General features: G+C 59.7%; 19 protein-coding genes. 7 read left to right on the forward strand and 12 right to left on the reverse strand.

The genetic code is table 11. The annotated features are described in order from the left end of the window. Nucleotides 1-12: 12 nt before the first annotated feature. On the reverse strand, nt 13-1044 hold the full coding sequence (locus ACROHD_RS03215) for a patatin-like phospholipase family protein (protein ID WP_432675888.1): 1032 nt from the start codon (nt 1042-1044) through the stop codon (nt 13-15). Nucleotides 1045-1154: 110 nt separating this feature from the next. Then, nucleotides 1155-1940 (reverse strand): 3-hydroxybutyrate dehydrogenase, encoded by a 786-nt coding sequence (locus ACROHD_RS03220; protein WP_432675889.1) that lies wholly within the window; start codon nt 1938-1940, stop codon nt 1155-1157. Nucleotides 1941-2261: 321 nt separating this feature from the next. Between ACROHD_RS03220 and ACROHD_RS03225 the strand changes: the two genes are divergently transcribed. The 6 genes from ACROHD_RS03225 (at nt 2262) to tsf (ending at nt 8796) form a co-directional block, all read left to right on the forward strand. Further along, on the forward strand, nt 2262-4028 hold the full coding sequence (locus ACROHD_RS03225) for an extracellular solute-binding protein (RefSeq protein WP_432675890.1): 1767 nt from the start codon (nt 2262-2264) through the stop codon (nt 4026-4028). A 154-nt stretch (nt 4029-4182) separates the two neighbouring features. Further along, nucleotides 4183-5064 (forward strand): PfkB family carbohydrate kinase, encoded by an 882-nt coding sequence (locus ACROHD_RS03230; protein ID WP_432675891.1) that lies wholly within the window; start codon nt 4183-4185, stop codon nt 5062-5064. 4 nt (nt 5065-5068) lie between these two features. Beyond that, complete coding sequence (locus ACROHD_RS03235) at nt 5069-5986, forward strand: pseudouridine-5'-phosphate glycosidase (RefSeq protein ID WP_432675893.1); 918 nt, start codon at nt 5069-5071, stop codon at nt 5984-5986. Nucleotides 5987-6061: 75 nt separating this feature from the next. Further along, on the forward strand, nt 6062-6850 hold the full coding sequence (locus ACROHD_RS03240) for a DUF502 domain-containing protein (RefSeq protein WP_432675894.1): 789 nt from the start codon (nt 6062-6064) through the stop codon (nt 6848-6850). A 191-nt stretch (nt 6851-7041) separates the two neighbouring features. Further along, a complete protein-coding gene (gene rpsB, locus ACROHD_RS03245) occupies nt 7042-7845 on the forward strand; it encodes a 30S ribosomal protein S2 (RefSeq protein WP_432675895.1) in 804 nt (267 codons plus the stop codon). Between the two features lie 75 nt (nt 7846-7920). Then, on the forward strand, nt 7921-8796 hold the full coding sequence (gene tsf, locus ACROHD_RS03250) for a translation elongation factor Ts (RefSeq protein ID WP_432675896.1): 876 nt from the start codon (nt 7921-7923) through the stop codon (nt 8794-8796). A gap of 330 nt (nt 8797-9126) precedes the next feature. Here tsf and ACROHD_RS03255 read toward each other — a convergent pair whose 3' ends face one another. The 7 genes from ACROHD_RS03255 to ACROHD_RS03285 all read right to left on the reverse strand — a co-directional run bounded on the left by ACROHD_RS03255 (nt 9127) and on the right by ACROHD_RS03285 (nt 16460). Next, nucleotides 9127-9888, reverse strand: coding sequence for a helix-turn-helix transcriptional regulator (locus tag ACROHD_RS03255; RefSeq protein ID WP_432675897.1), 762 nt, complete (start codon nt 9886-9888; stop codon nt 9127-9129). Nucleotides 9889-10294: 406 nt separating this feature from the next. Continuing rightward, complete coding sequence (gene phoB / locus ACROHD_RS03260; RefSeq protein ID WP_432675898.1) at nt 10295-10984, reverse strand: phosphate regulon transcriptional regulator PhoB; 690 nt, start codon at nt 10982-10984, stop codon at nt 10295-10297. A 3-nt stretch (nt 10985-10987) separates the two neighbouring features. Then, nucleotides 10988-11707, reverse strand: a complete 720-nt coding sequence (phoU, locus tag ACROHD_RS03265; RefSeq protein WP_432675899.1) for a phosphate signaling complex protein PhoU — start codon at nt 11705-11707, stop codon at nt 10988-10990. A gap of 17 nt (nt 11708-11724) precedes the next feature. Then, entirely contained in the window at nt 11725-12522 is a 798-nt protein-coding gene (gene pstB / locus ACROHD_RS03270; protein ID WP_432675901.1) for a phosphate ABC transporter ATP-binding protein PstB, read from the reverse strand. A gap of 17 nt (nt 12523-12539) precedes the next feature. Beyond that, on the reverse strand, nt 12540-13880 hold the full coding sequence (gene pstA, locus ACROHD_RS03275) for a phosphate ABC transporter permease PstA (protein ID WP_432675902.1): 1341 nt from the start codon (nt 13878-13880) through the stop codon (nt 12540-12542). After that, entirely contained in the window at nt 13877-15337 is a 1461-nt protein-coding gene (gene pstC, locus ACROHD_RS03280) for a phosphate ABC transporter permease subunit PstC (protein WP_432675903.1), read from the reverse strand. Before pstC ends, pstA begins: the two co-directional genes overlap by 4 nt. Before the next feature lie 79 nt (nt 15338-15416). Next, nucleotides 15417-16460 (reverse strand): substrate-binding domain-containing protein, encoded by a 1044-nt coding sequence (locus ACROHD_RS03285; protein ID WP_432675904.1) that lies wholly within the window; start codon nt 16458-16460, stop codon nt 15417-15419. 349 nt (nt 16461-16809) lie between these two features. On the opposite strand from ACROHD_RS03285, the gene arsB reads away from it, so the two are divergent. Beyond that, the gene (gene arsB / locus ACROHD_RS03290; protein ID WP_432675905.1) at nt 16810-17817 is read left to right on the forward strand and encodes an ACR3 family arsenite efflux transporter; all 1008 of its coding nucleotides are present in this window, start codon (nt 16810-16812) and stop codon (nt 17815-17817) included. Nucleotides 17818-17820: 3 nt separating this feature from the next. On the opposite strand, the gene ACROHD_RS03295 is transcribed toward arsB, so the two are convergent. The 3 genes from ACROHD_RS03295 to ACROHD_RS03305 form a co-directional block, all read right to left on the reverse strand. After that, on the reverse strand, nt 17821-18864 hold the full coding sequence (locus ACROHD_RS03295) for an ATP-binding protein (RefSeq protein ID WP_432675906.1): 1044 nt from the start codon (nt 18862-18864) through the stop codon (nt 17821-17823). Between the two features lie 71 nt (nt 18865-18935). Beyond that, nucleotides 18936-20132 (reverse strand): trans-sulfuration enzyme family protein, encoded by a 1197-nt coding sequence (locus ACROHD_RS03300; protein ID WP_432675907.1) that lies wholly within the window; start codon nt 20130-20132, stop codon nt 18936-18938. Nucleotides 20133-20249: 117 nt separating this feature from the next. Beyond that, entirely contained in the window at nt 20250-21515 is a 1266-nt protein-coding gene (locus ACROHD_RS03305) for a glutamate-5-semialdehyde dehydrogenase (protein WP_432675908.1), read from the reverse strand. Between the last annotated feature and the right edge of the window lie 42 nt (nt 21516-21557).

Genomic DNA, 21557 nt, shown 5'->3' on the forward strand with positions numbered 1-21557 from the left:
CGCAAGGTCAGTTCAATCGAACATCGCCCCCAGATCGGCGCTGCTTTCCACACCGATTTTATCAGCGTCCGTGCGCAGGAATGCTTCGCAGGACGCGACGCCGGATTCATATAGCTGATGCAGCACCTGGGGAACCGGTACCACCTTGGTGGCGACCGAGAGCTGCCGCATAAGCGCATCATCCGCGATCATGTGCACCAGAACGTTCTTCATGCTACCGGGGTTCAACGATCCGTCCGCCAGAAGGCGCTGCACGAACCGAATGGCACGAAGCTCGCTTAACAGCGAAGCATTGAAGCTGACCTCGTTTACCCGGTTCTGGATCGCGCGGGCGGTAGTGGGGACATGGTGGCGCACGAGGGGATTGATATTGATGATCAGGATATCGTCCGGCAAATGCGGTTCAAATAGCGGGAAAAGTGCAGGATTGCCCGTATAGCCGCCGTCCCAATAGGCCTCGACCTGACCGGTTTGCGGGTCGTCGATCTCTACCGCCTTGAACAGTGTTGGCAGGCAGGCCGATGCCAAGAGCGGTGCTGTGCCGATCTCGTCCCCGCCAAAGACACGGATCTTGCCTGTGCGAACATTGGTTGCGCATACGAAGAAGTCGGGCCCGTCAGCGCAACAGATATTTTCGTAGTGGAACTTTTCGACAATAGGGTTCAGCGGATTGCCGAAGAACGGGCCATAGCTGTAAGGGCTGACCATCCGGCTGACCGCATCGCCAATCGCGAAGGGCAAGGACGTCTCGATCCAGTGGCTGATCGCCAAGGGCGACACCGCGCCAAGCCAGGCGCTAAACCTTTCATCGGTGATGGCCCCCATCTGCTCCCACAGCCAGGCGAGGTTCTCGCGCGCCAGATCGCGGCTGCCCTGACTGAGCCCTGCCTTCACAGCAGCGCCATTGAGAGCCCCCGCAGAGGTGCCGGAGATGGCGGCGATCTCGATAGATGGCTCTTGAAGCAGCCGATCCAGAACGCCCCAAGTGAAAGCGCCATGCGCACCGCCACCTTGCAGGGCGAGATTGATCCGTTTTGCTGTCATTCGCGGTGTTCCGCTTGTGGCATGGGCAGGACGCCTCCGGCGGGAGTATTTGGACCAAGTAGAAAGGCAGGGCGCGGCGTTAACCTTAATATTGGGCTAACAGGCAGGGGTTAGAGGGCCGTCCAGCCGCCATCGACGCTGATTGTTGTACCGGTGATCTGGGCCGCGGCGTCTGAGCAGAGGAACACCGCAGTGCCGCCCATCTGTTCGACAGTGGCGAATTCGCGCGAGGGCTGGCGCAGCAGCATGACCTCTCGAACGACTGTATCGCGGTCCATGTTATGGGCCTTCATCTGGTCGGGGATCTGCGCCTCCACCAATGGGGTCAGCACATAGCCGGGGCAGATTGCGTTTGCCGTTATTGGCTCTTCCGCCGTTTCCAGCGCCGTTGTCTTAGTCAGGCCGACAACGCCATGCTTGGCGGCGATATAGGCGGATTTGTACGGGCTCGCCGTCAGGCCATGGGCCGAGGCAATGTTGATCACCCGGCCCCACCCGGCTTTGCGCATCATTGGCAGGGCGGCGGCGGTCGTGTGAAAGGCGGAGCTGAGATTGATTGCAATGATCGCATCCCATTTCTCGACCGGGAACTTGTCGATTGCCTCAACATGCTGAATGCCCGCATTGTTGATCAGGATATCGCAGGCCCCTGCCTGTTCGACCAGGGCGCGGCATTCATCCCCCTTGGACATATCGGCTTTTATGTAGCGTGCCGTCACGCCGTGTTCAGTTGCGATACCGGCGGCCAGGGCGTGATCCTCATCCCGATCCGTGAAAGAGTTCAGCACGATGTCGGCCCCTGCGCGGGCCAGTTCACGGGCGATTCCCAGGCCGATTCCCGAATTGGACCCGGTGATCACGGCGGTTTTTCCGGCAAGCGATGTTGTGATGGCCATCGGGGGCTCCTGTCCTTTGCGAATTTGCCAGCACCGTAATGCTGCATGTGCAGTATGGACAGGGGTAAAAGCCGCGCAGTCGGGCCAAAAAAAACGCCGGCACGAAGCCGGCGTTAAGTTATTGAGGCAGGTTTCATACAGGCAAGAAACCTATCGAGCAGTGCCACCTTTATAAGCAATGACTTGCTCAGAGTCCAACCGAAAAGTTTGAAACCAAAACCGGGTAAGGGTAGCGTCTTGGTTAAGCAAACAAGGCATCAAGGGGATTGTTCACAGATGGGCAGGAATTGTTTCAGGCAGATTGCGGGCGTTTTTGGCGTCATGGCGATTCTTTCAGGCGGCGCTGCGGCAGAGCCTTCTTATGGCATCGCTATGTATGGCGACCCTGCTTTGCCCCCAGATTTTGCGCATCTGCCCTATGCCAACCCTGACGCGCCAACCGGCGGGCGGATCGTGACGGGCGAGGTCGGCAGCTTTGACAGCCTCAATCCGCATATCCGCGCAGGATCGACCCCGTGGCAGCTCCGCTTTCTTGCATATGAAAGCCTGATGGGTCGGAGCTGGGACGAACCCTTCACGCTTTATGGTCTGTTGGCCGAATCGGTTGAGGTGGGCGATGGCGGAGCCTGGGTGGAATTTCAGCTTCGGCCCGAGGCCCGATTCTCTGATGGAAGCCCTGTCACCGTGGCCGATGTTATCTGGTCCTATGAGACGCTTGGGACCGAAGGCCACCCGCGTTATCTGAACGCCTGGAACCGCGTGTCTTCCATCGAGGCCGTTGGAGAACGCGGCGTGCGCATAAGTTTCAGCGAACCCGACCGCGAGTTGGCTCTGATCATGGGGATGCGGCCCATTTTGCAGGCCGCACAATGGGAGGGGCGTGACTTTACCGAAAGCGGGCTTGACCAGATTCCGATTTCATCGGCGCCTTACGTGATCGACGATTTCGAAGCCGGGCGGTTCGTGTCGCTACGCCGGAACCCTGATTATTGGGGGGCCGATCTGCCATTCCGCCGGGGCACCAATGTGATTGATGAGATCCGGCTGGAGTTCTTCGGCGATGGCACCGCCATGTGGGAGGCCTTCGTCGCTGGCGAGATCACCACGATCCGTGAAACCAATGCTGCCGATTGGGAAACCAACTATGACTTCCCGCGCGTACAGTCGGGTGACGTGGTTCTGTCAGAGGTGCCTCATGAACGGCCCACAGGCATGTGGGGCTTCGTGATGAACACCCGGTCTCCCCAGTTCGAGGATTGGCGGGTTCGCGAGGCGATGATCCAGGCCTTCAACTATGAATTCATCAACCAGACTCAGAATGGCGGGCTGGCACCGCGCATCACCTCTTACTTCTCCAACTCGATTCTCGGCATGGAACCGGGGCCTGCAACGGGCCGCGTTCTGGAACTGCTGGAACCATTCGCAGATGACCTGCTGCCCGGCGCTTTGGAGGGATATGAATTTCCCGTCTCTGACGGGCGTGAGGCTAACCGGGCTGGTATCCGTGCAGCCATGGGATTGATGGAAGAGGCGGGCTATTCGGTTCAGGACGGTGTGATGACGGGCTCCGACGGGCAGCCCTTCACGTTTGAAATCGTGCTGAGCCAGGGGTCATCCGAGAACCAGGCGATCATCAACATCTATGTCGAATCGCTGTCACGGCTCGGAATCACGCCAACCGTGACGACGATCGACAGTGCTCAATATCGTGAACGCACTGATGCCTATGATTTTGACATGACCTGGTTCGCGCGAGGCGTGTCGCTGAGCCCTGGCAATGAACAGTATCTCTATTGGGGCTGCGACATGGTCGATGTGGAAGGCAGCCGCAATCTGATGGGGGTCTGCAACCCGGCGATTGAGGCCATGGTGGGCGAGATGCTCACAGCGGAGAGCCAGGATGATTATCGCGCGGCGGTCCACGTACTGGACCGGGTGCTGACCTCTGGCCGCTATGTCATTCCGATCTGGTATTCTCCTGTCAGCCGCATCGCGCATGTGCGTGAACTGCACTACCCCGAGATGCTGCCGATCTATGGCGACTGGTTGGGATTCCAGCCCGATGTCTGGTGGTACGAAGAGGAATAATGGGTTTCGCCGCGGCTTTGGCCCGCGTCGTCCGGCGCGCGATCATATGGGTCGCGCGTCTGGGGCTCTGCCCCTGGCCTGAGGGCTCCTTCGGAGTATTTCAGTCCAGAAGAAGGGCATGGACGGCGACGGCTGGCTTGCCTAAGGAGCGTTCATGAGAGACCGCCCTGATATCCTGTGCATCGGATCTGTCCTTTGGGACATTATCGGACGCACCGATCTGCCCATGAGTGCCGGCAACGACAAGCCCGGCCGCATCACCCGTTTGCCCGGCGGGGTGGCGCTGAATATCGCCATGACATTAGTGGGGCAGGGGCTGCGGCCTTCGCTGTTGAGCGTCGTAGGAGACGATGCGGCGGGCACCGCGCTGCTGGTCGAATGCGCGCGGATGGGGATCGAGGTGGATCACGTTCTGGTCGATCACGATTTGCCGACCGATCAATACATGGCCATCGAGGCGCAGGGAAACCTGCTGGCGGCGCTCGCGGATGCGCAGTCGCTGGAAACCGCGGGCGCGCGCATTCTGGCACCGCTGGAAAACGGTGGCCTAGCTAATGTCGATGCGCCATGGATGGGTCCAATGGCAATTGACGGGAACCTGACACTCGATCTGCTGACCGAGATTGCGGCCAGCCCTCTTTTTGCCCATGCGGACCTGCGTCTCGCCCCGGCCTCGCCTGGCAAAGCCGAACGACTGAGGCCCTTCCTGTCCCATCATGGCGCCACGATCTATGTGAATGCCGAGGAGGCCGGTCTGATCTCGGGTGCCGCGACCCATTGCGCTGAAACCGGAGCCGAGGCGCTGCTAAAGGCGGGTGCACGTCGGGTGCTGGTTACAGATGGCGGAAGGCTGGCCGTTGATGCGACACCAGAACGGACGTTGTCGCTTTCCCCGCCCAAAATCACTCCACGCCGGATCACCGGGGCAGGGGACACATTCATGGCGGCTCATATTGCCGCCGAAATCCGTGGCGATACACCAGAGGCCGCCTTGGCCCATGCTCTGTCGACCGCCGCCACCTATGTTGCGGGATAGTTCAATGACCCCTGATCTTCTGACCATGTCACCCGAAGTGGCCAAGGCACTGGCACTAAATGCCCCGGTTGTGGCGCTGGAAAGCACCATCATCACCCATGGGATGCCATACCCTCAGAACCTCGAAACCGCCCGCCGGGTGGAGGACGAGCTGCGCGCTGCGGGTGCGGTTCCGGCGACCATCGCGATCCTGTCAGGTCGTTTGCATGTCGGCCTTACCGCACAGGAACTGGAGGAGCTCGCGCAGGCCGAGGATGTTATGAAGCTCAGCCGGGCCGATCTGGCCGTTGCCATGGCCACGGGCCAGACGGGGGCGACGACTGTCGCCGCCACGATGATCGCGGCGAAGCTGGCAGGGATTGGCGTTTTCGCAACAGGCGGAATAGGCGGCGTTCACATTGGCGCGGAAGACAGCTTTGACATTTCTGCCGACCTCATGGAACTGGCGCAGACCCCTGTGACCGTTGTCGCAGCCGGAGCCAAGGCCATTCTGGACATACCGAAAACACTGGAGGTCTTGGAAACCCAGGGTGTACCGGTCATCACCTTTGGACAGGATGAGTTTCCGGCCTTCTGGTCGCGCAGTTCGGGCTTGAAATCGCCTTTGCGCCTGGATGACGCAAGCGCCATTGCAGCCAGTGCCCTGATGCGCGCGCGCCTTGGCCTGCCCGGTGGCCAACTGGTGGCCAACCCGATTCCCGAAGCGGATGAAATCGCGGCCCAGACACTTGCGCCGATCATCGCTCAGGCGCAATCCGAAGCCAATGCACAAGGGTTTGCGGGCAAGGCAGTAACACCCTTCCTGCTGCAACGCATTTTCGAACTGACCAACGGAAGGTCACTCGAGGCCAATATCGCCTTGGTTCTGAACAATGCGCGTCTGGCTGCGGCAATTGCCCACGCCATGGTCGCAAAGGATTGAACACACTCTCTTGTTTGGCGCGAAACGCACCCTTAGTAACAGGTAAGACAGTTTCTTCAGGGACGACCGGCAAGAATGGAATTGCCCGAACCACCACCGCCGCCCCGGCGCGGCTGGATATCTTCACTACAGGCCAGTTTCCTGACCGGTCTTGTGGTGATTGCGCCCATTGGCCTGACCGCCTGGTTGATCTGGTCCATCATAGGCTGGATCGATTCATGGGTTCTGCCGTTTTTGCCCGACGCCTATAACCCGGCGCTGCTGATCCGGAACTACTTCAATATCGATGTCGATATCCGCGGCATTGGCGTGGGTATGTTCCTGCTGTTCACGATCATCGTTGGCTGGATTGCCAAGGGGCTGATCGGGCGGTCGCTGATCCGCACATCTGAAACCATTGTTTTGTCGATCCCTGGTGTGCGCTCGCTCTATTCCGGTCTGAAGCAGATCACCGAAACCGTTCTGGCGCAGTCAAAGGGGTCTTTCGACAAGGCCTGTCTGGTGGAGTATCCGCGAAAAGGCATTTGGGCGATTGCCTTCATTTCGACCGATGCGAAGGGTGAGATTGCCGACAGTCATGACAAACACATGATTTCTGTCTTCCTCCCAACCACGCCAAACCCGACCTCGGGCTTCCTGCTGTTCCTGCCGAAGGAAGATGTGCAGATCCTGAAGATGTCGGTCGAGGATGCGGCGAAGCTGGTGATCTCGGCGGGGCTTGTCTACCCAAGCACCGGCGACAAGGATGGCGACCGAATCCCAGATGAGGCGGAAGTGGTCGAGGTGGAGGGCACGGCAGCCAGCCTGCTGACGCAACCGACCGAGGCGCAAACCACGCCCGACCGGCGCACCGAAGACGCCTAACTCACCAACATTTCCGGGTTTTGCCGATCTGTCGGGGCAGGGGGGTTGCATTCCCCCCGCCACTGCCTTAATGGCGCGCTTACTTCACAGGCAGAGGCGGGCCCTCGGGGGAGACATCCCTGAAAGGTCCACCGGTTGGGTTCAGTCCCTAAACCTCTGCCAAGGCGCAAACCGGAAAAGGATACTAGGACATGGCGCTTCCTGATTTCACCATGCGTCAGCTGCTTGAAGCTGGCGTTCACTTCGGCCACCAGACGCAACGCTGGAACCCCCGTATGGGCGAGTTCATCTATGGCGAGCGCAATGGCATCCACATTCTCGACCTGACGCAGACCGTTCCGATGCTGGACCAGGCCTTGCAGGTCGTGCGCGAAACCGTCGCCAAGGGCGGCAGCATCCTGTTCGTCGGCACCAAGCGTCAGGCACAAAAGCCCGTCGCCGAAGCGGCTGAGCGTTGCGCGCAGTACTACATGAACCACCGCTGGCTTGGCGGCACGCTGACCAACTGGAAAACCGTGTCCAACTCGATCTCTCGCCTGAAGCAGATCGACGAAGCCATGGAAAACGGGCTGGAAGGTCTGACCAAGAAAGAGCGTCTTGGCATGGAACGTGACCAGGCGAAGCTTCAGGCCTCGCTTGGCGGCATCCGCGAAATGGGCGGCCTGCCCGACCTGATCTTCGTCATCGACGTCAAGAAAGAGGATCTGGCGATCCTCGAAGCCAAGAAATTGGGCATCCCGGTTGTGGCCGTGGTCGACACCAACTGTTCGCCCGATGGCGTAGACTACATCATCCCCGGCAACGACGACGCGGCACGTGCGATCTCGCTCTACTGCGATCTGGTTTCCCGCGCGGCGCTGGACGGCATGACCGCCCAGATGGAAGGCGCAGGCGTTGACCTGGGCGCTCTGGAAGAAGGCAGCGTTGAAGAAGCCCTGACCGGCGAAACCCAAGCAGAGGCAGAAGCCCCCGCCGAGGAAGCCGCAGAAGGCTGATCTGCCTTCACGCATCTGACACATGGACCGGCTAATGGCCGGTCCTATCCATATCCCGAATAAAGGAGCAGACCGATGGCAATTACCGCTGCAATGGTCAAAGAGCTGCGCGAAGCCACCGCCGCAGGCATGATGGACGCCAAGAAGGCCCTGGTTGAAACCAATGGCGATTTCGACGCCGCAGTTGACTGGCTTCGCACCAAGGGTCTGGCGAAAGCCGCCAAGAAATCCGGCCGTGTTGCCGCCGAGGGCCTGGTGGCCGTCGCTGTCGAGGGCGGCGTTGGCGTCGCTGTCGAGGTGAACTCGGAAACCGACTTCGTTGCCAAGAACGCCGAATTCCAGAAGATGGTTGGCGCAATCGCGGGCGCCGCAACCGGCGTGGCAGATGTCGAGGCGCTGGCCGCAGCCGATCTCGGTGGCAAGACCGTCGCTGACACGCTGACCGACAAGATCGCCACCATCGGCGAGAACATGACCCTGCGCCGCATGGCCCGCATCGAAGGCGACACTGTTGTGACCTATGTCCACAACGCCGCTGCCACCGACATGGGTAAAATCGGCGTTCTGGTCGCGCTGACCGGCGGTGATGAGGCGCTTGGCAAGCAGATCGCGATGCACATCGCCGCTGTTAACCCCGCCGCCCTTGACGAAGGTGACATGGACCCGGCCGTGGTCGAAAAGGAACGTCAGATCCAGATCGACATCGCCCGTGAATCCGGCAAGCCGGAAGCCGTGATCGAGAAGATGATTGAAGGCCGCATGAAGAAATTTGTGGCCGAGTCGACTCTTCTGAACCAGGCGTTCGTGATCAACCCCGATCTGACCGTCGGTGCCGCTGCGTCCGAGGCCGGCGCAACCGTGACTGGTTTCGTTCGCATCGAAGTGGGCGAAGGCATCGAGAAGAAAGAAGAAGACTTCGCAGCTGAGGTTGCGAAGGCTGCCCAGGGCTAAGGCCCATGGAAGAGGGGCAGGGGTGTTGGGAGGCGCCCCTGTCACCTGAACTAAAAAAAGCGGTGCTGCGAGGGACAAAGTTGCAGCACCGCTTTTTCTTTCGTTGCCGCGCAAACCTGATTGGGGATGGGCAGGCGCGGGATCAGGGATCTAGAGTTTTTGATCTCAGCACCCTGACGAACTGGACCGCCAGGCCGGAAATGTTCCTGACGGTCCGATGCTCCTGACCGAAGAAATCTCAGCCATCACTCACGGAACTTGAGTAAAGTGACGCAAAGTCATCCCGTGGGAAAGTAAGGAATCCTTTACCTTATCGGCTGAATATTCCCGTTAAGAGAGCTGAGTCCCCGGATCGACGATGAAAATCTGGTTTAGAACCGAGGCTTTGCGCACAGCCTGGGCCGTCGTTTCCACCCCGAGAGATTCCCGCGCGCCGCGCAAATGCTTGTCCACCGTGGCGACCTTTCGACCAAGCAGCAAGGCGATGTCGCGCACCGATTTACCGTCGGCCACAAGCTCCAATACCTCAGACTGCCGAGGCGTCAGTATCCGGCTTTGACCGGTCGCGGGAAGCTGAGTGATTGCCAGATGGGCCACCTGGTTAATGATCTCCAGCTCTTCTCCTTTGTCTTCCCACAGCGCATCCACGTCATTCTGGGTCATGCCAGCGCGCGCGACGAGCCCGATCCCGGCGGCCGAACGTTTGATCGCCATCGGAAAGGAAATCGTGTACCCGCAGGTGATCCCGAACCGCTTGTTCAGCGCCATCAGCTCTCTTCGAGTTGCACCGAGGGGCGTGTTATCCGGGTCATCCCACATGTACCGCCAGCTGATCGCACCGACATTGCGCGACGCCCATTTCATCATCGGCGCATCCCGAAACAGACCATGACCGATATAGGCCTCGATATACTCTGACGGGTAGTTTGTGAGGATCAGCGCGTCCTCGGGATTGGTCAGCGACTGTGCCGATTGAAAACACGTATAGGCATAGATCAGACGGTCAAAACCGTAGCTCTGCATCAGTTTGGTGTGATATTCCCAAAGCTCCTCAACTGTCCGAGCCTTGAGATAGGGCATTAACGATTTCATAGAGCAGCTCCGCGTTCGTTTTCACGAAAGCGCGTACAGACAGAACGGGGCTTGCCCTGTATCAGGCAGCTCAAAAAGTCGCGTATCATGATATTCCCCAAAATCAGACACTAGAATAGTCTGCTAACTTTCAAGCTGTCGAGCGCAATTTCACATGAAATCAGAGTGTTGTGGAATGCGAGATCCAGATGCCGCTCAAGATCGGCGGTTCTTTGCGCGATCGTTGGAAGGGGAAATGTAAGGCGCGTGCATTAAGTAGTCTGCGGAGGGGTCTGTTTTTACAAGTTTTATTGGCAAAGGCCGACCGTGCAGGTCAGCCACGGCTTAACACCATATTTAACATAATCATGATTACAGGCGCAATTGATCTGCGCAGCGAACGTGTTCCAAGACCCGCATCCAGATCTTAACCCAATGCGTAGCCTGCCCCACGGACAGTTCGGATCGGATCCGTATCGCTGGATGCCGTTTTTAAGGCTTTTCTCAATCGTCCCACGTGCACGTCAACAGTACGGCTATCAACATAGATATCCCGGCCCCACACGCGGTCCAAAAGCTGTTCACGAGACCAAACCCGGCCCGGTCGTTCCATGAAAGCCGTCAGCAAGCGGAATTCTGTTGGTCCGAGCGACACTTGCTGCCCGTTGCGATAGACACGGTGTTCTTCCATATCCAGCAAGATGTCTTCGAAAGTCAGATGTTCGCCCACAGCTGCTGGCCGCGTGCGACGCAGCTGGGTGCGCAGTCGGGCCAAAAGCTCGGCCACGGAATACGGTTTTACCACGTAGTCATCTGCCCCGGTCTCCAGGCCACGCACCCGGTCCACCTCCTCCGAGCGCGCAGAAAGCATGATCACCGGGATTTTGCGTGTTTCATCCGCAGCCTTGAGCTGCCGGCACACCTCGATGCCCGAAACATTGGGCAGCATCCAGTCCAGAACAATCACGTCCGGCGGGGTTTCGCGGGCCATGACAAGTGCCTCGTCCCCTGCCCCCGCAGAAATGACCGCGTAGCCTTCGGCGCGGATATTGTAGGCCAGCACCTCGCGTTGCGCGGGTTCGTCCTCGACAATCAGGACAAGAGGCTCACCAGCCATGGCTCATTCCTCCCCGGCACCCAAATCATGGGAAGACTGATCACCCTTTTCTCGTTCATCATCAGGGTATTCACCTGTTGTCAGGTAGATCACCTGTTCGGCGATATTGGTGACATGATCGCCCATCCGCTCGATGTTCTTGGCCATGAAGTGAAGATGCATGCAGGTGGTGATGTTGCGTGGATCTTCCATCATGAAGGTCAGGTATTCGCGGAACAGCGCGGAATACATCTGGTCAACTTCCACGTCCCGTTCGCGCACATCGGCGGCCAGGTCGGCATCGCGCTGGATATAGGCGTCCAGCGCGTCTTTCAACATCAGCTCCACCTGACGGGCCATGCGGCGCAGCCCGGCACCAGATCCGTTGATCTGCTGCATCTGCATGATGACCCCTGCCCGCTTGGCCATGTTCTTTGCATAGTCACCGATCCGTTCCAGGCTGGCGGCCAGACGGAAGACTGTCAGAACGGTCCGCAGATCGCCTGCGGTTGGCTGACGAAGGGCGATGATCAGCGCGGCTTCCTCGTTCAGGCGCTCTTCCAGCTCGTCAATGACCTTGTCAGCTTTGCGGACTTTCTTCGCCAGTTCCTCATCGCGCGTTTCAAGCGCCGTGGTGGCGTCAACAATCGCTTCTTCGACCAACCCGCCCATTTTCATGATCAGGGCTTGGATCGCCTCTAGGTCCCGGTCGAAGGATGCAACGATATGTGATTTGTTTTCCATGGGTTACAGCTCTTTCCTCAACCGATACGGCCGGTGATGTAGGATTCCGTGCGCGAGTCTTTGGGGTTGGTGAAGATCTGGCTGGTATCGCCAAATTCAACCAACTCTCCCAAGTGGAAGAACGCGGTTTTCTGGCTGACACGGGCCGCCTGCTGCATCGAGTGGGTCACGATCACAACCGAGAAGCGCGCGCGCAATTCGTCGATCAGTTCCTCGACCTGCGCGGTCGCAATCGGGTCGAGCGCTGAACATGGCTCATCCATCAGCAGCACTTCCGGGCTGGTTGCCACAGCCCGCGCAATGCATAGGCGCTGCTGCTGCCCCCCGGACAGACCGGTTCCCGGCGCGGTCAGACGATCCTTGACTTCCCCCCACAACGCAGCGCGGCGAAGGGATTTCTCAACGATTTCATCCAGTTCCGCTTTGTTCCTCGCAAGCCCGTGAATACGGGGGCCATAGGCAACATTGTCATAGATCGACTTGGGAAATGGGTTCGGTTTCTGGAAAACCATTCCGACCTTGGCACGCAACTGCACAGGATCAACCTTGGCATCATAGATATCTTCGCCATCCAGCAGGATATCCCCTGTCACCCGACAAATATCAATTGTGTCGTTCATCCGGTTTAGGCAGCGCAGAAAGGTCGATTTCCCGCAGCCCGAGGGGCCGATGAAGGCAGTGACGGTCTTGTCCTGGATGCTAACATCCACGCCCTTGATGGCGTGGGTGTCACCATAGAACACGTCCACCCCATTGGCTGCGATTTTCAGGTCTTTGTCGTCCACGGCGCGCTCCACCATTCGCATATCGTTCATGTCTTCCATCCCCGGGCTTACCAGCGGCGTTCAAAGCGGCGGCGCAGGATCACGGCCATCGCGTTCATGAATATCAAGAACACAAGCAGCACGATTGTTGCCCCCGAGGCACGTTCTACAAAAGCCGGGTCCGAGCGCTGTGTCCAGTTATAGACCTGCACCGGCAGGGCCGATGTCGGGTCGAAAAATCCTTCTGGCGGCGCACCCGGGAACTCCCGGACGAACGCGACCATGCCAATGAGCAGCAGGGGCGCGGTTTCGCCAAGCGCTTGCGCCAGCCCGATAATGGTGCCGGTCAGAATGCCGGGGGCAGCCAGGGGCAGCACGTGATGAAACACCGACTGCATCTTCGAGGCCCCAAGGCCAAGGGCCGCATCCCGGATCGAGGGCGGCACGGCGCGCAGGGACGCGCGGGTCGCGATGATGATCGTCGGCAGGGTCATCAGCGTCAGCACAAGACCACCCACAATTGGGGCCGATTGCGGCAGGCCAGCAAAGTTGATGAAGATCGCAAGGCCCAGAATACCGAAGACGATGGACGGAACCGCGGCGAGGTTCGAGATATTCACTTCGATCGCATCGGTGAAGCGGTTCTGGGGCGCGAATTCCTCAAGGTAGATCGAGGCAGCAACGCCAATCGGCAGAGCCAGCACCAGCACAACGATCATCATGTAGAAAGAGCCCAGAATGGCGATGCCAAGACCGGCTGCTTCTGGCCGTTGATCCGACGCATCCGGCCCGGTGATGAAGGCCCAGTTGAACCGGGTCTCGATCATCCCGGCTTCTGCCATACGGTCGGCCAGCAGAAGTTGCGCGGGGCTGACATTGCTGTCGCGCTCTGCGCTTTCAAGCGTCACGCGACCCTTGAAGTAGCCGTCGATCCTGCCACCGGCCAGCATCTCGAGCGTAACGGTTTCACCGACCATCTCCGGGTTCGCCAGAACCAGGGCGCGCAGCTGCGCAGGGGCTTCCTGGCTGATCATGGCCATCAGGTCGCGGGGGGTTACGCCCTCCATCGAGATCCCCTGCCCTTGCAGATGCTGTTGCAGCGCCTGCGCCAGCAAAGGGGCATAGCCAAAGGTCGTGACACGCGCCATTTCAGCCGGGTCGCGGTTGCCGGCGGGGTCGAGCCGCGCTTCGGCCAGTTCCACCGGGATGGTGATATAGGTCTGCCGGAAGGCACTTGCGCCGTTGCTGACGATCGAGATCACCAGCAGGATCAGGGCCAGAACACCGACCGAGATCGCGGCGAACCCATAGGCGCGAAACCGGGCTTCACTACGGTTGCGCCGCTTCACGCGGTCTGAAGTTGCATAAAGCGAGCTTTTTGGCGGCACGGGTATGGACGCATCGGTCATTCGTATTCTTCCCGGTATTTGCGCACGATATAGAGGGCGAGGATATTAAGCCCGAGCGTGATGGCGAAGAGCGTCAGGCCGAGCGCAAAGGCCACAAGCGCCTCGGGGCTGGAAAAGTCGGTATCGCCGGTCAGCTGACCTACGATCTTAACCGTGACAGTGGTCATTGCCTCGAACGGGTTGAGGCTGAGCGTCGCCGCGGCGCCTGCCCCCATGACCACGATCATGGTTTCGCCAATGGCGCGGCTGGCGGCCAGAAGGACAGCCCCCATGATGCCGGGCAATGCCGCAGGCAGGATCACCTGCTTGACCGTTTCCGATTGCGTCGCGCCAAGCCCGTAGCTGCCATCGCGCAAGGATTGCGGAACCGAGTTGATGATGTCGTCAGACAGCGACGATACGAACGGGATCAACATGATCCCCATGACGATACCCGCGGTCATGACAGAAGAAGACGAGGTTCCGAGCCCAAGGGGTTGCGCAAAGTAGTCTCGCAGCATCGGACCGACGGTAATCAGGGCGAAAAGACCGTAGACGATGGTCGGAATACCAGCCAGAACCTCGATCATCGGCTTGGCAAATCCGCGCAAGCGGCGACCGGCATATTCCGCCAGATAGATCGCGGAAAACAGACCCACCGGAACCGCGACCAAAAGCGCGATAAAGGTGATATAGAGCGTCCCCCAGAGAAGCGGCAACAGCCCGAGGTGAGAGCCACCTTCGAATGACGGGATCCACTCGGTCCCGAAAAAGAACTCACGCGCGGGATAGAGATGAAAGAAGTCTCGCGTCTCCAGCACCATCGACAGCACAATGCCGACGGTGGTCAGGATGGCGATGGTCGAGGCCAGGATCAGGATCGACAAAACCGCGCGTTCCACCGTGTTGCGGGCGCGGAAATCCTTGTGGGTACGGCTGTAAGCGTAACCCAGACCAAGCGCAGCAAGGATTAGGACCGCTGCCGCCATCAAGGCGATGCCGGTATTCTGAAGCGTTCGGTAGCTTTGCGCGGCGGCCAGCACATCTGCGCTGACATCATTGCCTAGCGCTACGCCGATCTCTCCAAGCAATTCCCGGACATCAGCCGTGTCGGCCTGCAGATCCCGCGCTTCGTCGCCAGTCATGCCCCCTTGCTCCACGGCCAGATCCAGGCCGTCCGCCACACGGCGCACATCGGTCATGATCAGACTAAGCTCGCCCGCGCTTTGCGCTGCATCAGAGGGGATTAGCTGTGTAACCTGCCGTTGAATGATCGCAGGCTGGACAAGTAGCCAGACCACCATGACCAGCAAGGCAGGAACGACGGAGGTCAGAAAGACATTCATGCCGTAATAATTCGGCAGCGAATGCAGGACGCGAATATCGCCCCCCGCACTGCTGACCGCACGCCAGCGGCCAAGAACGTAGCCGACGGAACCAAGGGCGAGCACGGCCAGGATGATCCAGATCAGGGGCATATCGGTCTTTCAGATCCGTTTAGTCAGGAAAACGGGGCGCCCTGAACAAATCAGGCCGCCCCGCAGAATGGTCAGGGGATTACATATCGCCCATGGTCACACGCTCGGCGACAATGCGCTGCGTCTCGGCCAGTTCCGGGTCAGAGACCAGACCGTAGGCTGCCAGCGGGCCCCAGGGGCCTGCGATGTCGTCAGACACGAAGAAGTCCGCGTATTCCTGCAGGCCAGGGATCACGTCGAGATGTGCTGCCTTGATGTAGAAGTACAGCGGGCGCGACACGGGGTATTCACCCGATGCAATGGACTCGGTCGAGGGAACCACGCCATTCATGGTGGCAACCTGAAGAACGCTGGTGTTGTTCTGATAGAAGCTCAGGCCGAACACACCGATGCCTTCGGGGTTTGCAGTGATCCGGGCCAAGGTTTCAGTGTAGTCACCGTCGATGTCGACAGACACGCCGTCACCGCGGATCGCCATGCAAGCCTCTTCGGCTGCGTCTTCGTCACCACCGTTGATTTCCATGATTGCAGCCATGGCGCCAGTGTCTTCACAGCCCTGAAGGATCACACGTTCGTCGAACACTTCGCGGGTGCCGTGACGGGTGCCGGGGATGAAAGCGGCGATGGCCTGATCAGCAAGACCGTCGCGAACCTGGCTCCAGTTGGTGTTCGGGTTGGCGACCATGGCGCCATCGACGGGCAGTTCAGCGGCCAGGGCCAGGTACCAGTCAGCCGGGGTGAACTCGAAGGAGTTGCCGTTGATGTCGGAGGCGAAGACGATGCCGTCATAGCCGATGCGCACTTCGATGATGTCAGTCACACCATTGGCGGCGCAGGTCTCGATTTCGGAGGGACGGATCGAGCGGGACGCGTTTGCGATATCGGTGGTGTTCTCGCCGACACCCTCGCAGAAACGGCGCAGACCGGTCGAAGAACCGCCGGATTCCACAACCGGGGTCGGGAAGTCGAAGTTTTCACCAAAGGCTTCGGCAACGATGGTGGCATAAGGCAGAACGGTCGAGGAGCCCGCGATCTGGACGTTGTCGCGGCCCTGGGCAGCGGCGGAGGTGGCGGACACGGCGGCCAGCGCGAGGGCGGACACGGTCAGCTTTGCGAAAGACATGTTGGATTTCTCCGTTTGGTTTTCCTGTCGGAACGCGGTCTGTCGCGCTCTCAGGGGCCATCTATCGGCTGCGCGCTATGCTTTTGTGACAGCTGCGTAACGGTTTTATGACAGTGTAGATCTCAGGGGATTTGTTGGCGTGTCCGGATTAAATGAAATCAATCACTTAATGGCAGGCGCCCCAAAAATTATTCCGTTACACTTGCTGCGTGTCACAGATCACGCGTGTTTTCCCTTCTCAAGCATCCTCTGCATTACGTGATTCCCAAACCGCTAAGGAATCGATTCTCTTGCAAAGCGCGCCCGAGAAGATCAGAACCTGCCGCGACGGATGCAAAAGGGAAAGACCATGGGCAATTTCGAGCGCTTTCTGACGATCTGGGTGGCTCTGGCCATGGTGGGCGGCATCCTGTTGGGCATCGTCGCGCCCTCGTTGATCTTTGCGATATCGGTGGCAGAGGTGGCCTCGGTCAATCTTGTTGTCGCGGTGCTGATCTGGGCGATGGTCTATCCGATGATGGTTGGTGTCGATCCGTCCTCATTGAAAGGGGTCGCACGTCAGCCCACGGGATTGATCATCACGCTGGCCGTGAACTGGCTGATCAAACCGTTCACCATGGCGGCGCTTGCCGTTTTGTTCTTTGAGACTGTCTTTGCGCCCTGGATCGAGCCGGAAGATGCCAGCCAGTACATCGCGGGCCTGATCCTGCTTGGGGCCGCGCCGTGTACGGCCATGGTCTTTGTCTGGTCGCAACTGACCAAGGGGGATGAGACCTATACGCTGGTACAGGTCAGCGTGAATGACGTGATCATGGTCTTCGCCTTCGCGCCGATTGTGGCCTTCCTGCTTGGCGTCACCGATATTGTCGTACCCTGGCAGACATTGCTGCTGTCGGTTGTTCTCTATGTCGTCCTGCCTCTTGTAGCTGGCCTGATAACCCGCGCGCGCCTTGGATCACCAGCGGCCATCGAACTGTTCAAAGAACAGGTGAAACCCTGGTCGGTTATGGGTTTGATCGTCACTGTCGTGATCCTTTTTGCCCTGCAAGGACAGACGATCCTGGATCGCCCAATGATCATTGCGCTGATTGCGGTGCCGATCCTGCTGCAGAGCTATGGCATCTTCGCGCTGGCCTATGGTGCGGCCTATCTCATGAAGGTCCCGCACCGGGTTGCAGCCCCGTGCGCGATGATTGGCACGTCGAACTTCTTCGAACTGGCGGTTGCCGTCGCCATCAGCCTGTTTGGCCTTCAATCGGGGGCAGCGCTGGCCACTGTTGTTGGCGTTCTGGTCGAGGTTCCGGTGATGCTGTCGCTGGTCGCCTTCGCCAACCGCACACGCGGGCGCTTTGCCTAAGCCTTAGCGGGGCAGCACAACCGTAAAGGTGCTCCCCTTGCCCTTCTCACTAGCAATGCGCAGCCGCCCACGATGGCGGTTGATGATATGCTTGACGATCGCCAACCCAAGTCCCGTGCCACCCATTTCACGACTGCGGTGTGAATCGATCCGATAAAACCGTTCTGTCAGGCGCGGAAGATGCATCGAGTCGATGCCCTCGCCCCGGTCGATCACCTCAACCCGAACGACCGGCCCGCGCATGGACCCCCTGCCCTCACCGGTTTCCAGCCGCACCGTTACAGGCCGCCCCCTACCGCCGTATTTCAGGGCGTTCTCGGTCAGGTTGGTAAACACTTGCGTCAGCTGATCCCGGTCCCCCCGGATCAGGTAGGTGCCCGGTTCAGTCACTAAATCCAGCGCGCTGCCCTGTTCCTCTGCCTGAGGGCGCAGCGTGGTCAGCACGCCGGAAATCACATCGCTCAAATCCACGTCCTCAGACGGACGTACCCGTTCTTCCGATTCAACCCGGGAAAGCGACAGCAGATCACCCACCAAGCGGTTCATGCGGAGCGCCTGTTGCTCCATGATCTCCAGAAAGCGGTCGCTGGCGGATGCATCGTCTCTGGCAGGGCCACGCAGGGTTTCGATGAATCCCAGAACAGCGGTTAAAGGCGACCGCAGTTCGTGGCTGACATTCGCCACGAAATCGCGCCGCATCTCTTCGGCTTCACGTAAATGGGTGATGTCGGTGAAATGCAGCAGGACGCCGGGCTGCCCGGCATCAATGGCTCCTATTGGCGATACCTTGACCCGAAACTGGGTTTCGCCTGTCTGATCGGATTTCACATAGCGGGTTTCCGAGGGCGGGTTGCCTCTCAGGACGCTGTCGATCTCTCCCAGCAACGCCGGTTGCCGCAGGGCGGTGATATAGCTGCGGCCCCTGACCCAGCCTCCAAAAAGGGCCTCGGTCGCGGGGTTGATCAGCTCAATCATACCGTCCGAGCCGATGAACAACATCGGGTCGGGCACGGCGTTCAAGGCTGCGGTCAGCGTATTGCGGGCCATATGGGTCCCCCCAAGCGGACAAGTCTTGCCCGCCTAACCGGTGCAAGGCCGATTCGACAACAGGTCCTCGGTCAGACCGTTGCTGCCGCCGCCGCGCATCCAGCCGCGAAATCCGCCTTCAGGATCTCAATATCCTCAATGCCGACGGACACACGGAAGAAACCTTCGGTGATCCCGATGGCCTCACGCTCCGCCACAGGAACCAGCCTGTGCGACGAGGTGGCAGAATGACTGACCGTGGTGCCGACATCGCCAAGTGTTGGGGCAAACGCCATGTCGGGCATGGCACGGATCATCGCGTTCGCGGCAGCTCGTCCGCCCTCGACCTCAAAGCTGACCATGTTGCCAAACTGTCTGTTCAGCAGATGCGCGGCGCGGGCGTGATCGGGGTGATCCGCACGCCCCGGATAGACCACGCGTTTGACGCCCGGCAGGGTCGCAAGATAATCGGCCAGCAGCGCCGCGTTGTCCTGCGATTTCTCATAGCGCAGGTCGAAAGTGTAAATCCCCCGTTCGGCCAGCCAGCAGTCATGCGGGGACGGCGTCGCGCCCATGGTGATCCAGAAAACTTTCATCTTTTCCGCAATCTCCGGATCGCGCGCAGAGACGTAGCCAAGGGTCACATCCGCATGGCCAGCCAGCAATTTCGTCACAGAATGGATGACGATATCTGCCCCATGATCGAAAGGCCTGTAGGCCGTGGGCGTGGTAAAGGTGTTGTCGACCGCCAGCAAAATGCCCTTGTCCCGGCAGAGCGCTGCGATGCCCTCCATATCGGCAATGGCAAGCGTCGGGTTGGCCATGACCTCGACCAGGATCATCTTCGTCTCTGGCCGGATCGCGGCGGTCACGGCCTCCACACTCCCGGTATCGACCAGCGACGTGGCAATTCCGAACCGCGGCAGATCCTGCGTCATCATCCGAAGCGACCGGCCATAGAGCTGATCGCCGCCAATCACATGGTCGCCCTGAGAGAGCAGCCCCATAAGAGCGGTGCCAACAGCAGCCATGCCCGAGGCGCAGATGATCCCCCCCTGCCCGCCTTCCAGCATGTCGATTTTGGCGGTCAGCAGATCGGCGTTCGGGTGGCCCTCGCGGCTATAGGTGTAGCCGTGCTCCTTGCCCTCGTACTGGCCTTCCAGCTGATCGGGGCTTTCCGAAGAATAGACCACCGAGGGCTGAATGGGCGTCACGACCGGGCGGCTCACCCCCGGTTCCAGCGGCATGCGGCGGACGAGAGTCTTGGGCAGGTTGGAACCGTCGGTCATGGGACACCTATGTGAAGGATTGGAAGCAAAGCTGACCTAAATTCAACCGACCAGAAAGGTCAAGCCCGACGCTACGGCCGGGCTTGTGTTGAATGTCGCGATTTAGGTCAGCAAACCTTACGGACGTGTCGTGCCATCGCCCGTGACAAGGTATTTGAACGAGGTCAGCTGTTCCGCCCCGACCGGTCCGCGCGCATGCATCTTTCCAGTGGCGATCCCGATTTCTCCGCCCATCCCAAACTCACCGCCATCGGCGAACTGGGTCGAGGCATTGCGCATCAGGATCGAGCTGTCGAGCCGTTGGAAGAACCGTGCTGCGGCCTCATCATCCTCGGTCAGGATGCTTTCCGTATGGCTGGAGCCATGGCGACGAATATGGGCAATCGCGGCGTCGACATCGTCCACCACCTTTGCGGCAATGATCATGTCGAGGAACTCCTTGCCGTAATCGTCATCGCTGGCCGCTGTTACGCCTTCGATGGCTTGCAACGCTGCGTCCCCGCGCACCTCGACGCCTGCATCCAGCAGCGCCCTGACAACGCCTTGCCCGATCGTGTCCAGCACGTCGCGGTGGATCAGCAGGCATTCCGCCGCGCCGCAAATCCCCGTCCTCCGGGTCTTGGCGTTCAGCACGACGTTCAGCGCCTTCACAGGGTCCGCCGCCTTGTCGATATAGACGTGGCAGATACCTTCGAGATGGGCGAAAACCGGCACCCGCGCCTCGCGCTGGACCAGCCCCACCAGCCCCTTACCACCGCGCGGAACAATGACATCCACCGTATCGGTCATGGTCAGCAGTTCCTTGACCGCAGCCCGATCCCGCGTCGGCACCAGTTGCACCGCGTCCTCGGGCAGACCCGCAGCGCGCAGACCGTCCTTCAGGCACTCCGTCAGCAGGCCGGAGCTGTGAAAGCTCTCCGAGCCACCGCGCAGGATCACCGCGTTGCCGGATTTGAGGCACAGCGCGCCCGCATCCGCCGTCACATTGGGGCGGCTTTCGTAGATCACGCCGATGACGCCAAGGGGCGTGCGTACGCGCTGGATGTGCAGACCCGAGGGCATGTCCCACTCCGTCATGACCGCGCCAACCGGGTCGGCCTGCGCCGCCACGGCCTGTAGGCCCTTCACAACGCCTTCAATCCGCGCCTCGTCCAGCATCAGCCGGTCAAGCATGGCCGCAGAGAGCCCCTTTTCCCGGCCAAACGTCATGTCCTTCTCATTGGCGGTAATGATCTCTGCCCGCCGCGCCCACACGGCATCAGCGGCCGCGTTCAGCGCCTGAGTTTTCTGCTCGGCTGGCGCAAAGGCCAACTCCGCAGCAGCCGCTTTTGCGCGGGTGCCCATCTCGGCCATGAGGGCGGGGATGTTGGACTGGTCGGTCATGTGTGCCTCCGATTAGGGGGAATTTTGAAGATGTTCGAAGAA

The sequence above is a fragment of the Nioella aestuarii genome (assembly GCF_050896395.1).
GTDB classification, from domain to species: Bacteria; Pseudomonadota; Alphaproteobacteria; order Rhodobacterales; family Rhodobacteraceae; genus Nioella; species Nioella aestuarii.